Annotated in this window: 15 protein-coding genes; 10 read left to right on the forward strand and 5 right to left on the reverse strand. The window is 39.8% G+C overall.

Annotated elements, in window-relative coordinates; all coding sequences use genetic code 11:
* Positions 1-6 precede the first annotated feature (6 nt).
* The 8 genes from FA047_RS04440 (at position 7) to FA047_RS04475 (ending at position 6,738) form a co-directional block, all read left to right on the forward strand.
* On the forward strand, positions 7-1,086 hold the full coding sequence (locus FA047_RS04440; RefSeq protein WP_225872627.1) for an MBL fold metallo-hydrolase: 1,080 nt from the start codon (positions 7-9) through the stop codon (positions 1,084-1,086).
* 88 nt (positions 1,087-1,174) lie between these two features.
* On the forward strand, positions 1,175-1,552 hold the full coding sequence (locus tag FA047_RS04445) for a DUF1801 domain-containing protein (RefSeq protein WP_136834761.1): 378 nt from the start codon (positions 1,175-1,177) through the stop codon (positions 1,550-1,552).
* 107 nt (positions 1,553-1,659) lie between these two features.
* The gene (locus FA047_RS04450) at positions 1,660-2,343 is read left to right on the forward strand and encodes a hypothetical protein (RefSeq protein WP_225872628.1); all 684 of its coding nucleotides are present in this window, start codon (positions 1,660-1,662) and stop codon (positions 2,341-2,343) included.
* A 9-nt stretch (positions 2,344-2,352) separates the two neighbouring features.
* Positions 2,353-3,291 (forward strand): tRNA (adenosine(37)-N6)-dimethylallyltransferase MiaA, encoded by a 939-nt coding sequence (gene miaA / locus FA047_RS04455; RefSeq protein ID WP_136834763.1) that lies wholly within the window; start codon positions 2,353-2,355, stop codon positions 3,289-3,291.
* A gap of 132 nt (positions 3,292-3,423) precedes the next feature.
* On the forward strand, positions 3,424-3,927 hold the full coding sequence (locus FA047_RS04460) for an outer membrane beta-barrel protein (RefSeq protein WP_136834764.1): 504 nt from the start codon (positions 3,424-3,426) through the stop codon (positions 3,925-3,927).
* Between the two features lie 122 nt (positions 3,928-4,049).
* Positions 4,050-4,577, forward strand: coding sequence for a porin family protein (locus FA047_RS04465; RefSeq protein ID WP_136834765.1), 528 nt, complete (start codon positions 4,050-4,052; stop codon positions 4,575-4,577).
* A gap of 213 nt (positions 4,578-4,790) precedes the next feature.
* Positions 4,791-5,330 carry a DUF3347 domain-containing protein gene (locus tag FA047_RS04470; RefSeq protein WP_136834766.1) on the forward strand — a complete coding sequence of 180 codons (540 nt, stop codon included), beginning with the start codon at positions 4,791-4,793 and terminating at the stop codon, positions 5,328-5,330.
* 121 nt (positions 5,331-5,451) lie between these two features.
* Positions 5,452-6,738: a citrate synthase gene (locus tag FA047_RS04475; RefSeq protein ID WP_136834767.1), complete on the forward strand. Its 1,287-nt coding sequence runs from the start codon at positions 5,452-5,454 to the stop codon at positions 6,736-6,738.
* A 79-nt stretch (positions 6,739-6,817) separates the two neighbouring features.
* Here the strand turns inward: FA047_RS04475 and FA047_RS04480 are convergent, their stop codons facing one another.
* The 4 genes from FA047_RS04480 to FA047_RS04495 all read right to left on the reverse strand — a co-directional run bounded on the left by FA047_RS04480 (position 6,818) and on the right by FA047_RS04495 (position 10,587).
* Positions 6,818-8,083 (reverse strand): nucleoside permease, encoded by a 1,266-nt coding sequence (locus FA047_RS04480; protein WP_136834768.1) that lies wholly within the window; start codon positions 8,081-8,083, stop codon positions 6,818-6,820.
* A 91-nt stretch (positions 8,084-8,174) separates the two neighbouring features.
* Entirely contained in the window at positions 8,175-8,789 is a 615-nt protein-coding gene (locus FA047_RS04485; RefSeq protein ID WP_136834769.1) for a bifunctional nuclease family protein, read from the reverse strand.
* 47 nt (positions 8,790-8,836) lie between these two features.
* Complete coding sequence (locus FA047_RS04490) at positions 8,837-9,808, reverse strand: electron transfer flavoprotein subunit alpha/FixB family protein (protein ID WP_136834770.1); 972 nt, start codon at positions 9,806-9,808, stop codon at positions 8,837-8,839.
* Between the two features lie 41 nt (positions 9,809-9,849).
* Positions 9,850-10,587, reverse strand: a complete 738-nt coding sequence (locus FA047_RS04495; RefSeq protein ID WP_136834771.1) for an electron transfer flavoprotein subunit beta/FixA family protein — start codon at positions 10,585-10,587, stop codon at positions 9,850-9,852.
* Between the two features lie 98 nt (positions 10,588-10,685).
* Here FA047_RS04495 and FA047_RS04500 point away from each other — a divergent pair, with 98 nt between their 5' ends.
* Both FA047_RS04500 and chrA read left to right on the forward strand, forming a co-directional pair.
* On the forward strand, positions 10,686-11,021 hold the full coding sequence (locus tag FA047_RS04500; RefSeq protein WP_136834772.1) for a tetratricopeptide repeat protein: 336 nt from the start codon (positions 10,686-10,688) through the stop codon (positions 11,019-11,021).
* Between the two features lie 11 nt (positions 11,022-11,032).
* Positions 11,033-12,232 carry a chromate efflux transporter gene (gene chrA, locus FA047_RS04505; protein WP_136834773.1) on the forward strand — a complete coding sequence of 400 codons (1,200 nt, stop codon included), beginning with the start codon at positions 11,033-11,035 and terminating at the stop codon, positions 12,230-12,232.
* On the opposite strand, the gene dnaB is transcribed toward chrA, so the two are convergent.
* Positions 12,233-13,807, reverse strand: a complete 1,575-nt coding sequence (dnaB, locus tag FA047_RS04510; protein ID WP_136834774.1) for a replicative DNA helicase — start codon at positions 13,805-13,807, stop codon at positions 12,233-12,235.
* Between the last annotated feature and the right edge of the window lie 155 nt (positions 13,808-13,962).

Consider the following 13,962-nt stretch of genomic DNA (forward strand, 5'->3'; position numbering starts at 1 on the left):
AAAAGGATGATATATACTTTAGTCGTGTTTATAATACTGGTTTTGATAACGGTATGGGTAGTGAATCTCCCTATTTTTGGTAAGGTTCCGGAGGGTGCGCGTTTGGAAAGAATCAGTAACCTGAGTAATTATAAGGATGGTGCGCTCGAAAACTTATCTCCGACGCCCATGAAGCCGGATAGTGTAAGCTATTGGGATATGATCCGCGGGATGATCAAAGGGAATAAGAATGGTACGCCACCACAGGCGATTCCAACCGTCAAACCTGATTTCTCACCTTCAGGCAAAGCAAAGATCATCTGGTTTGGTCATTCCACATATCTGATACAGGTAGACGGGCTGAACATATTGGTAGATCCGGTATTTAGTGAGCGGCCATCTCCGCTCAGTTTTATTGGGAGTAAAAATTATAAAGGGACTGATTTTGTAAAGCCGGAGGATTTTCCTGCTTTGGATGTGGTGTTGATTACGCATGACCACTATGATCACCTGGATTACAACAGCATTCTGAAGTTGAAGGACAAGACCAAGCGGTTTGTAACCTCGCTGGGGGTTGGGTCACACCTGGAATATTGGGGGGTGCAGGCAGAAAAGATTACTGAATTGGTGTGGAATGAAGATACTACAGTTGGCCCGTTAAAGTTTACTGCCTTGCCTGCAAGGCATTTTACCGGACGGTTATTTAAGAGAAACCAGACCTTATGGTCGGCCTTTGTACTGCAGACTTCTGGTAACAGGTTGTATCTTGGAGGTGACTCAGGTTATGATACCCATTTTAAAAAGGCGGGCGAAGAGTTTGGTCCGTTTGACATTGCCATCCTGGAATGCGGACAATACAACGCTTACTGGCCATTGATCCATATGTTTCCGGAGCAAACTGTTCAGGCGGCTATAGATTTGGAGGCAAAGGTGCTGATGCCAGTGCATTGGGGTAAGTTTACACTGGCTATGCACGACTGGAATGAGCCTGCGATCAGGGTGGTTAGAAAAGCTAAGGCTGAGCAGCTTAAAATAACCACGCCATTGATGGGAGAATCTGTGATTTTAGATGAAACCTATCCTTCAAAAGAATGGTGGACGTTTTAATCTTTGTTAAGAACAATATAGATTGGTATCTTGTTGTGTAATTGATATTATAGATGATTTTTAATAGACACCCTTAAATGATATACTGATGAAAACAGATTTTGTAGAAATATTTCAGACCATCAGGGCGGTAATGCAGCCGTATACGGTACAGGGGTTTACCAATAGGATCAATAGTGAAAGTGATTATGACCTCTGGAGTGAAAAACTGGTGGTTATTGAAGGTAAAAAGAGAAATGAGGTTTATTTTGCAGCGGTAATGATCAAAAAAGGTCATGTAGGATTTTATTACATGCCGGTATATATGGAGTCGGAGATGAAAGATGTATTTGACCCCGAACTGTTAAAATTATTGAAAGGTAAGTCATGCTTTCATATTAAAAAGCTGGATGACGCGCTGTTGATGAATATTGAAAATGCACTTGCAGCGGGTTTCAAATTATATAAAGAAAAAGGTTGGGTATAGCAGCGCTTTGGAAGCAGGAAGTTATAGATTGTTTAAGAGCCCAGGGTTTTCATTTTGAGGGTACATCTGCTGAGAAACATACTCTCATTAGATTTAATAGTGTTGTATTGAATCTAGTTTCCCTGGAAAATGATTCATCTCCCCATAAATTTATTGAATTGCAGGATAATTATAAAGGTAAAGGAATAGATTGCTTTAACCTTTGGGAAGACATATGGGTGACCAGAAAAGATCAGGTATTGGGCAGAATTGCTGCTGTAATTGGTGTGAACAGGCGCATTCATGCCAGAAAGACAGAAATCGTGGCTGTGACACAACAGCAGGCAGATGAATTCCTGATCGCCAATCATCTGCAGGAATCTGCAAAAGCAAAGTACAGGTTTGGGCTTAGAGAAAATAACCGGCTGGTAGCGGTGGTGACCTTCAGTAACCTCAGGTATATGAAAAACGGAGTTGAAGGGTATCGGTCGGCTGAATTGATCCGTTTTGCCACATTGGCAGGGTACACGGTTATCGGAGGTTTTAGTAAATTACTGAAGCATTTTATAAAAGAATACGGTCCGCATGATGTGATGAGCTATTCGGATAGAGACTGGTCGCTGGGTAAAGCTTATGAATGTGCCGGATTTAAATTAAAAGAAATTACGCCTCCTGCAACGATCCTTTTAAATGTAAATACGCTAGAGCGGTTCTTCCCTCACAGGGTAAGTGATGAGGAACTTTGTTCAGATGAGTATATTCAAATATTCAATACTGGCAATCTCAAGTACCTGTTATATTTGCAGTCTTAAATCAGATTTATGCTTGAAAACCCCTTGCTGGTTATATTAGGTCCGACTGCCTCCGGAAAGACAAATCTTGCTGTAAGGTTGGCTGTAGCGCTTCATGCAGAGATTATTAGTGCAGACAGCCGTCAGGTTTTTAGAGGTATGGATATTGGTACCGGTAAAGACCTGGGTGCATATGAGTTCAACGGTCGAGTTGTGCCTTATCACCTGATAGATATTAAGGAGGCTGGAGAAAAATATAACGTGAATGAGTTTAAGGAGGATTTTTACAGGGTTTTTGGAGATCTGACAAATCGAGATATTTTGCCCATCCTTTGCGGTGGCACGGGAATGTACATCCATTCCGTTCTCCAAAATCAACCGTTTACTGCTGTGCCTGTCGATGAGGAGCTTAGAAATGCGCTTGGTGTGCTGACTAAAGAGGAGCTGAGGCTCAGGCTTCGGCAGTATCCTTTAGCATCTGTATCGCATGCTGACCTGTCGTCACATAAGAGAATGATCAGAGCTATAGAGATTGCAGAATACCTATTGTGTCATGAACTGGTGGCAGAAGAGCGACCTGTGATTAATCCATTCGTAGTTGGGTTGACCTCAGATGTGGCATTGCGGAGAGAGAAGGTGATTAGACGATTAGAAGCCAGGTTTGACGAAGGATTGATACCGGAAGTAAAAATGCTTTTGGACTGTGGGGTAAGTAAAGAAATGCTTGAGTTTTATGGATTGGAGTATAAATTTATCAGTGCTTATCTGTTCGGCGAGATGAGTATATCAGAATTGAAAGAGCGGTTGTCCATTGCGATATGTCAGTTTGCGAAGCGTCAAATGACATTTTTCAGGAAAATGGAAAAAGACGGGGTTGAAATTAATTGGTATGATGCCTCTCAAGATGCAGACGATTTGACTGCTGTCATCACTGACTCATTTAATAGACATATGCGGGGGGTGGATTAATTCAGATGAATTTTTTTTGCTAAAATGTTGTTCTTAATGAAGAACATATATAAATTTGGATGTGTGGTATGAAATTTGTTAACCACTGTACGATAAAATTATCATTATTTAATTTAAACAAGCGATCAAAAAATGAAAAATTCTACTAAAATTCTTGCTTCTGCAGTAGCTGCAGTTGCGCTGTTCTTTACGACGAGTGTTAACGCTCAGGATTCTAAAGCTTTACGTTTAGGTATTGGTCTGAATGCAGGTCTTCCTACAACTACTGGCTATAGCTTTGTAATTGGTGGTGATTTGCGTTTACAGAAAGATTTCAGTTCTAATGTATCTGGTATTCTTTCAGCTGGTTACAATAGCTGGTCATTAAAAGATTCTTACGGTGGCGGAAGCTTCGGAATGATTCCAGTTAAAGCAGGTGCTAAGATTTTCTTTGCTGAAAGTGCATATGTATCAGGTGAGCTTGGTGCTGGATTCGGTACAGAATCAGGATCTAAAACTGCGTTCTTATGGGCTCCAGGTGTAGGTTATGGTTTTGATAATGGTTTAGATCTTGGATTACGTTATGAAGGTGCTGAGGTTAGCGGTGCTTCATTGGGTCAGGTTGCATTACGCATAGCTTACGGATTCAAATTATAATCGTTATAAATAAAATTTTTTATGTAAAAACCTTGTCAGGCGTAAAAGTTTGGCAAGGTTTTTATGTTGTAGTGATCATATAAATTAATTAACACACGAAATTTTTTAAAAATTTAAACATTATGAAAACAGTTTCTAAATTATTTGCAGTTGCAGCAGCACTAGTTACATTCGCGACAACCAATTTACATGCACAATCAACTGAGGTTGCTAAAGGTGTACGTTTGGCAATTGGCGTAAGCGGAGGTGTTGCAGATAAAGGCTCTCCATTTGAATACGGATTAGGTGCAGATTTAGGTTTCCAGTTTGGTCTATCAAGAGAAGTGGCTTTAACAGCTACAGGTGGTTACACTACAATGATGGCTAAAGACAATGGAACTGACTATAACTTCATCCCGGTAAAAGGTGGAATTAAAGTATTTCCTCAAATCGGTGGTACTTACCTTTTAGGTGAAGCAGGTGCAGGTTTTGCAACTAAAGATGGTGGTAAAACTTCTTTAATCTGGTCAGCAGGTTTAGGTTACCAATTTCAAGGTGGCTTTGATATCGGTGCTAGATACGAAGGTTACAAACAAGATGCAGCGTCTACAACTTACCAACCATACAATGGTCAGTTTGCTTTACGTTTAGCTTATGGCTTCAAATTATAATCCTGAATTATAACATTTTATTAAAAGCCTCCCGAATTATCGGGAGGCTTTTTTATTTATTTGAATTTAAAATGTTATTTTAACCGCGATAGAGAAATTAGAAGAGAATTATTGCTTTAATTGCCTATAAAAGCAATAATTAGCTAATATGTGTGTAAATATTTGTAACTTATAGGGCTAACTTAGAATTATTAAAAAACCAAAACATAAACTATGAAAAGATATATTGCCGCGGGGGTAATAATGATTGCTTTTTCCTGCACCAACGCTGAAAAAAAAGCAGCAGTTTCTTCGGATAGTACTGCAACAGCCTCACAGGAGGCCACAGCACCAACTGGTGTTGAATTAAAAAATGCTAAAGTTCAAGGCATCTATGATGGTTACATCAATCTGAAAAATGCATTGGTTGCCACTAAATATGAAGATGCTAAAAGTGCTGCTGCCAAACTTCAGGTTAGTCTGGCAGGATATGAAGGCTGTGAGAATACAGCTTTGACAGCAGAGAAAATAGCTTCTGCTAAAGACATTGTGGCACAAAGGAAAGAATTTACAGATTTAAGTTCGGATGTAATTGCTTTATTTAAGCATGCGGATGTTCAAAAAGGATCCATTTTTGTTCAGCATTGCCCAATGGCTAATGACGGAAATGGAGGGGATTGGCTCGCTTCTGAAAAGAAGATTCAAAACCCTTATTATGGAGATGAAATGATGGAGTGCGGAAGGGTATTGAAAGAGATCAAGTCAGCTAAATAATTCGGATTCTTACGGGAATTTGACCCACATTTAATAATTATTTAACAGCTTTGTTATAGTTGATTAAAATCTAATCGAAAAGGATTAGTTAGTTTTGTTTATTATAAATTTAAGAATATATATGTCAGATATTGCAGAAATTAAGATTGACGGGAAGGTGTACGAGTTCCCGGTTATTACAGGTACAGAGGGGGAGAAGGCCATTGATATTTCTAAACTCAGAGATTTAACCGGTCATATTACTTTAGATTTCGGTTACAAAAATACAGGATCAACTAAAAGTGCTATTACTTTCCTTGATGGGGAGCAGGGTATTTTGAAGTATCGTGGTTATCCTATTGAAGAACTGGCCGAAAAATCTACCTTTCTGGAAGTTGCTTATCTGCTTATATATGGAAACCTGCCGACTTTAGGAGAGCTTGATGCATTTCAATCGTCTATCAGGATGCATACATTGATTCATGAGGACATGAAGAAATTTTTGGATGGTTATCCTTCAAAATCTCATCCAATGGCTCAATTGGCTTCTCTGGTTTGCTCATTGTCTACTTTTTATCCGGAGTCACTGAATGCGAATTCATCACCGGAGACGATGGATCTGACGATGATTAAATTGCTGGCTAAGTTTCCAACTATCGTTTCTTTCATTTATAAAAAATCATTGGGTCATCCACTGATCTATCCAAAGAACAAATACGATTACGTAAGCAACTTTTTAAACATGATCTTCGGTCAGCGTACTGAAGAGATTGATATTGATCCGGTTGTAGTTAACGCGATGAATACTTTGCTTATTCTGCATGCTGATCACGAACAAAACTGTTCTGCTTCTACTGTAAGAATGGTAGGTTCTTCTGACTGTAACCTGTACGCTTCTGTTTCCGCAGGTATTTCTGCATTGTGGGGCCCATTGCACGGCGGTGCAAACCAGGCTGTAATTGAGATGCTTGAGCGCATTAAGGAAGACGGTGGCGACACTGAGAAATGGATCAATAAAGCAAAAGATAAAAATGATCCTTTCAGGATGATGGGCTTTGGTCACAGAGTTTATAAAAACTTTGATCCAAGGGCTAAGATCATTAAAAAGGCCTGCGATGATATCCTGGAGAAACTGGGAATTGATGATCCAGTTTTGGAGATTGCTAAAAAACTAGAAGAAGCAGCCTTGAATGATCCTTATTTTGTAGAACGTAAGCTTTATCCTAATGTAGACTTCTATTCAGGTATCATTTACAGAGCATTAGGGTTTCCTACAGATATGTTCACAGTTTTGTTTGCGTTGGGTCGTCTACCTGGATGGATTGCACAATGGAAAGAAATGCATGAAAATAAAGAGCCTATCGGTCGTCCGCGTCAGGTATATGTTGGCCATACCAACAGGGACTTTAATGACATTACCACGAGATAATCATATATTCATTTATAATAATCGAAAAGCCCGCTTTAGTTTTAAAGCGGGCTTTTTTATTTATAGTCTTTTGTGATAGCTAGTGGTTCATCGCCTCTATGGCCGCTGCTTCTGCTTTATTGTGTTTGTATTTAAAGATGAGCGGGAAGACAATTGCTAAAATAAGGGTATAGGATGCAAAGGTGATCCATATGCCTGTCCAGTCCTTGGTTTGGTCCGCTTGTGTGAAAAACTTATCTATGATTAATCCGCTGGTGAAACTGCCGAACAATGCACCAAATCCATTTACCATCATCATAAATAGTCCTTGTGCGCTTCCCCTTATTTTCTCATCTATTTGTGTCTCCATAAACAGTGATCCGGATATGTTGAAGAAATCGAAAGCCATTCCATACACAATACATGATAGGATAATCATCCATAAGCCCCCTGCAGGGTCTGCAAAAGCAAATAGTCCGAATCTCAGCACCCATGCCAGCATGCTAAAAAGCATTACGTATTTAATGCCGAATTTTCTTAGGAAAAATGGAATGGCAAGGATAAAGAGTGTTTCAGAAATTTGTGAGATAGACATGATGATGGCAGGATACTTTACTGCCAGCAGGTCTTTGTATTCAGGAATATTCTTGAAATCGTGTAAAAATGTATCTCCGTAAGCATTCGTAAGCTGAAGTGCTGCACCCAGAAACATAGAGAACAGGAAAAATACAGCAAATTTTCTTTGCTTAAACAAGGCAAAAGCACGTAATCCCAATGCATCTACGAAAGACTTGGAATCTACTTTACTAGCCAACGGAGGACACTTCGGAAGTGTAAATGAATAAATTCCTAAAACCAGGGAAACGGCTGAGGCAATATAGAACTGATTTGAAGATGCCTCATTGCCGGAAAGGCTAACTGCCCATAATGCAGCTATAAAACCGATTGTTCCCCAGATTCTGATACGAGGGTAATCTTTTACTACGTCTTTTTGATGCCTTTTTAGTGCGGAATAAGCAACGGTGATGGATAATGACAGCGTGGGCATATAAAAGATCATATTGAGCAGGATGACCCAGAAAAATGTTCCGGGATTATCAACCATAGGCAGATAAAAAAGGACAATGGCTCCTAATATGTGTAGGGTACCGTATAATTTTTCTGCGTTGATAAACCTGTCTGAGATAATTCCAGTTAGCGCAGGCATAAAGATGGCAGATATTCCCATTGTAGAAAAGATAGCTCCGAATTCGGCACCTGACCACTGTTTGTTTTGAAACCAATACACCCCAATGGTGATGAGCCATGAACCCCAGATAAAGAATTGCATGAAATTCATCAGGGTTAAGCGTAACTTAACGTTCATAATGATAATCTAAAATGATCTAGTAATTAATAAATGAAATATAGAATTATTTGTTGATACAAATTCTATGGGAAACAAAATAGTTTATTTACTACGCTGAATTTCTTTTACTGATCTCATCACGAATTTTTGCCGCTTTCTCATAAGCTTCTTCGGCGATAGCTTCCTGTAATTTTTGTTGCAGTTCTTCTATACTCAATGATTTGTAGCTGGAGGTAGGGATGGCAGTACTCATATCCTCGGTGCCCTGCTCTTTAGTCATGTTATCCATGTTTTCCAGGAATAGAAAATCATTTCCTTCAATTACTATTCCTGCAGATGACAGGATAAACTCATAGGTATAGATGACGGCATTGAAACGAACGGCTAATGCTATGGCATCTGATGTTCTGGCGTCAATTTCCTGAGTATTCTCACCATCTGTACAGATTAGCTTTGCGAAAAATACACCCTCTACAAGATTGTAGATGAGCACTTCCTGAATCTGGATATTATAGGTCTGGGCAAACGTTTTAAACAGGTCGTGGGTAAGTGGCCTGCTAGGTGTCATTTTCTCTATTTCAATTGCAATTGCCTGCGCTTCAAAAGCACCAATTATAATTGGTAAACGTCTTCTTCCGTTTACTTCTCCGAGTACAAGCGCATACGCACCAGATTGAGTTTGGCTATAAGATAAACCAACGATATCGAGTTTTACTTTTTTCATATTAAGTAACAGGTGGTTGTCAGTGTTGCCGACAACCACCTGTTTAATTAACCTTTATGTGCCTTTAATGCTTCTATTAATTTTGGAACAACTTCAAACGCGTCGCCCACGATGCCATAGTCAGCTACTTTAAAGAAAGGAGCTTCTGGATCTTTATTGATAACGACGATTACTTTTGAAGAACTTACACCAGCCAAATGCTGGATGGCACCTGATATTCCGATGGCTATGTATAAGTTTGGACTAATGGCTATGCCGGTTTGACCAACGTGCTCAGAGTGAGGTCTCCAGTCTGCATCAGAAACGGGTTTAGAGCAGGCTGTAGCCGCTCCCAGTAGATCAGCCAGTTCTTCAATCATTCCCCAGTTTTCAGGGCCTTTTAGTCCGCGTCCTGCTGACACAACAAGTTCTGCATCCGGTAAGGAAATTTTATTGGTTGCCCTCACGATTTCTTTTACAATAGCGGTTAGGTCTGTAGCTTTAACCTCAGGACTAAAACTTTCTATGGTAATGTTTCCGGTAGTTTCTTTGACACCAAATGCATTAGGGTTTAAAGCGATGATTTTAACAGCGGAAGTTAATTCAGTGATAGCAAAAGCTTTTCCAGAGAAAGCGATCTTCTTTACAGAGAATTTGCCGCCATCGGTTTTTGGAAGTTCTACTGCACCGTCAACCAGACCGGCTTTAAGTTTAACAGCAATACGAGGTGCAAGGCCTTTTCCAGAAAATGAATTGGACAATACTACAATATCAGCATTTTCTTTTTTCGCAGCTTCCGCTATAATTGAGGCATAAGCCTGGTTTACAAAATTCTTTAATTGGTCGTTTGTTACATTCAATACCTTGGATGCGCCATAATTACCAAGTGCTTTAAGTTCACTTTCATCAACGTTACCAATAGCTATTGCGGTTAAATTACCACCTTGATTATCTGCAATGGCTTTTGCATAAGATACAGCTTCGAAAACTGATTTCTTAAATTTGCCATCTACTTGTTCTACATATACTAAAACTGACATAGGATCTTTATTAAAAATTTAAACTGTATTAGTGCTTTGGTTTAGATTACCTTGGCTTCCTGATGTAATAGATCAATTAATTTTGCTGTTTCATCAGCAGGAACTAGTTTAACTGTTCCGCGGGGAGGAGGGGTTTCGAATGAGTCAATTTTAGAAACCTGTTCAATTTCTTTAGCCTCTATAGCTTGAAGTGGTTTTGTTCTGGCAGACATAATTCCTCTCATATTTGGAATTTTAGGTTCTGCTGTTCCTTCAGCGCAACTTGCAACAAATTTTCCGCTAACAGAAACAATTTCTTTACCACCTTCGATTTCTCTTTCTATAGTTGCAGTACTTCCATCGTAATCAAGTTTCTTAATGATAGATATGGACGGGATATCAAGAAATTCACCAATCATTGCCGCTACCTGAGAACCATTATAGTCAATTGATTCGCGACCGCAAAGGATCATGTCGAAATCTGTAGTTTTAGCATATTCAGCGATCTGGTAAGCGGTGAAATAGGCATCTCTAGGCGCAGCATTGATGCGTACAGCATCATCAGCTCCGATAGCAAGTGCTTTTCTTATAGTTGGTTCTGTCTGGCTTTCACCAACATTGATTACCGTAACAGTGCCTTTACCACCTTCACAAAGTTCAATAGCCCTTGATAATGCAATTTCATCATAAGGATTTACAATAAATTGTACACCTGCTGTATTGAATTGTGTATTATCATTAGTAAAAGTTATTTTTGTGGTTGTGTCTGGCACATTACTGATACAAACTAATATTTTCATAAGTTTACATATTGATTTTTAAAGGTAATGAAGCTATTATTTAGCCGAGCTGATTAATAGCCTTTTTGCAAATCTAATTAAAAAAGCAGGGATAAAAAATGCAAAGTACCCGAATAGAGAAGTTATTAAACTTTTTAGACAGCGATCCTAATGATCCCTTCGTTTTATACGCTTTGGCGACGGAATACAATTCATCAAATGACATTGAAAAGGCATTTGAGTATTATTTAAAACTAGTTGCGGAGCATCCGCAATACGTAGGCACTTATTATCACCTCGGTAAGCTCTATGAAAAAACAGATAGTAAAGAAAAGGCGATAGAAATTTACCAGCTTGGAATGACTGCAGCGAGAAATAAGCGTGATATGCATGCTTTTTCAGAACTTCAGGGCGCTTATAATTCGGCGGCAGGTTTGGATTACGAAGACGACTAAATGATGATCAGATGAATAAACGACAACTTTTATTTATCAGAAATGTCTTCTTATTTACTTTTACCGCATTTGGAGGAGCCCAGGCACACCTTTCATTATTACTCAAGTACTTTGTAAAAGATGTAAGGTTTATATCTGAAGAGGATTTGCTCGAGCTGAATGCCCTGGCACAGGTGTTGCCCGGACCGGCTTCTACACAGACGCTTGTTGGCATAGCATATAAGGTTGGGGGCTTGCGCCTGTCACTTTTCACCTTTTTTATCTGGATCATACCTTCAGCTGCAGTTATGACTTTTGCGGCCATTACCTTCGCAAAGCTTGATCAGAAGCAAAAATTCACAGAAATTCTGGAATATATTCAACCAATTGCATTGGGGATTGTAGCCTATGGAGCTTATAACCTGTCAAGGAGAGTTTTGGTCTCTCAGGTTTCTATATTTCTTGCGGTTTCAGCTGTAATAGCAACGCTGGTGCTTAGAAATGCTTACGTTTTCCCTATGGCCATTTTAATAGGTGGTATGATATCTTCGGCGCTTGAAACGCCTCAGGAAGAGAGTGTGATCAGGGTGAAGCTATTTTCTAATATCAACAGGAAAAAACTGATTTACTTTGTGAGTGTGCTTTTGTTTTTTGCGCTCCTTGGCGCCATTATAAACAGGACGTCTCCATTTAGTTTGCCGATCAGGCTTTTTGAGAATTTTTACCGTAACGGTATCCTGATATTTGGCGGTGGGCAAGTTCTGGTACCCTTGATGTTTACAGAATTTGTGGAGATGAAACATTATTTGACTTCTCCAGGTTTTCTTTCTGGTTTTGCATTGCAACAGGCACTTCCCGGGCCTACATTTTCATTTACAAGTTATGTAGGCGCATTAAGTATGCGAAATTTTGGATATGGATTGACAGGGCAGATACTTGGAGGCACTGTCGCTGTATTGGGGATAAATCTTCCAGGATTGATTTTGGTACTCCTGATTGTTCCTTTCTGGGAAGATCTAAAAAAAGTGGGAAGAATAAAGTATTCCCTATCAGGCATTAATGCCGTTAGTGTGGGTTTTATTATAGCCGCCTTTATTTTGCTGGTAAAGCCGGTTGGCTTTGATCTTCTGGCGATAAGCATATTGATATCTACCTTTCTGATTTTGAATTTCACCAAAATCAGCCCGACGTTTATTGTACTTGGAGGGGTATTGCTGGGTTATTTTCTTTAACTAGAAGGGAGCATCCTCATCATGCATGTCATCCATGCGTGAAGGTTTGATGATGACATTTCCTGCTGGTCTGTCAAAATCCTGGGATGGCTGCATTCCGGCACCGGAACTTTCCATGGAGAAAGAAGTTGGTGCAGAGAAGTTTTCTTCCAAATCTGCAAATTTCACATACTTACCGATGAATCTTAGCGGCACAATACCGGTTTCACCGTTACGGTGTTTTGCGATGATTACCTCACCGATACCGGCTTGTGAACGACCTTGCTCATCCTCTGTGATGCCATAATATTCTGGTCTGTATAAGAACAATACCATATCGGCATCCTGCTCAATGGAACCGGATTCACGTAAGTCGGATAGCATCGGTCTTTTTCCGTTTGCTCCGGGTCTGCTTTCTACGGCACGACTCAACTGAGAAAGTGCGAGTACAGGGACGTTTAGTTCCTTGGCTACAGATTTAAGGGCTCTTGAAATACTACCAATTTCCTGCTCCCTGTTTCCGCCGCCACTCTGGCCTTCTCCTTTACCATGCATCAACTGCAGGTAATCGATGATGATCAGTTGCAAATCGTATTGTGATTTTAAACGACGGCACTTGGCCCTGAATTCAAAGATGTTCAGTGCTGGTGTATCGTCGATTAATAAAGGTGCTTCTGTTAAGGTTCCGATTTTACTGTGTAATTGCTGCCATTCCCATTCTGCAAGGTTACCTTTTCTTATCTTCTCCTGTTCTATTTCTGTTTCACCAGATATGAGACGATTTACGAGCTGAACAGAGGACATCTCCAGAGAGAATACAACTACTGGTCTTTTGAAATCTACAGCAGCATTACGGGCACATGTCAGAACGAAAGCTGTTTTACCCATTGCAGGACGTGCAGCAATGATGACAAGATCTGAAGGCTGCCATCCACCAGTGATGCGGTCGAGGTCGGTAAATCCAGAAGGTACACCTGTGAGTCCGTCACTTTTACCACGAAGCTCTTCAAGCGTAGCAAGTGATTGTTTGATGATCTCATCCATCTTTTGCGTATCCCTGCGCAGGTTGTTTTGAGCGATGTCAAACAAGTTCTTCTCAGCGTGGTCCAAAAGATCAAAAATATCAGTGGTATCTTCGTAAGCATTTTGAATGATTTCTGAAGAAATTCTGATCAGTTCTCTTTGGATGTATTTCTGAGATATGATACGGGCGTGAAATTCTATGTTAGCGGCAGAAGCGACCCTATTGGTAAGATTGGTAATGTAATAGGCTCCTCCGACCATTTCCAGCAAACCTAGCGTACGTAATTCAGAGGTTACGGTCAGTATGTCAACAGGCTTTGATTTTTGAAATAAGCCTTGAATGGCTTCGAAAATCTTCTTATGTGCCTCATGGTAGAATACCTCAGGCTTTAAAATGTCGATAACGGTAGACAATGCGTCTTTTTCAAGCATTAAGGCTCCGAGCACAGCTTCTTCAAGATCAATAGCCTGAGGAGGTATTTTTCCCAGGGTATTCATAGAATTACTTAACCTGTTTTTCCTGGCATTGTAACTGCCTTTGTCCTGTCCCTGTTTTCCGTTGTCCGTAATCATAGGTACAAAAATATACAAAAATAAGGTGCCATCTTAAATTCTTTATACACATTCTAACAGCTGAAATATCAGTCAATTTTTAGGGGCTTGGTTTGTTTTGTGAAATTGCTAACAAGGATATGTGGATAAGCGGGTAAGAAGTATCTGTAAAATAA

This window comes from Pedobacter frigoris (assembly GCF_005116445.1).
Classification (GTDB): Bacteria; Bacteroidota; Bacteroidia; order Sphingobacteriales; family Sphingobacteriaceae; genus Pedobacter; species Pedobacter frigoris.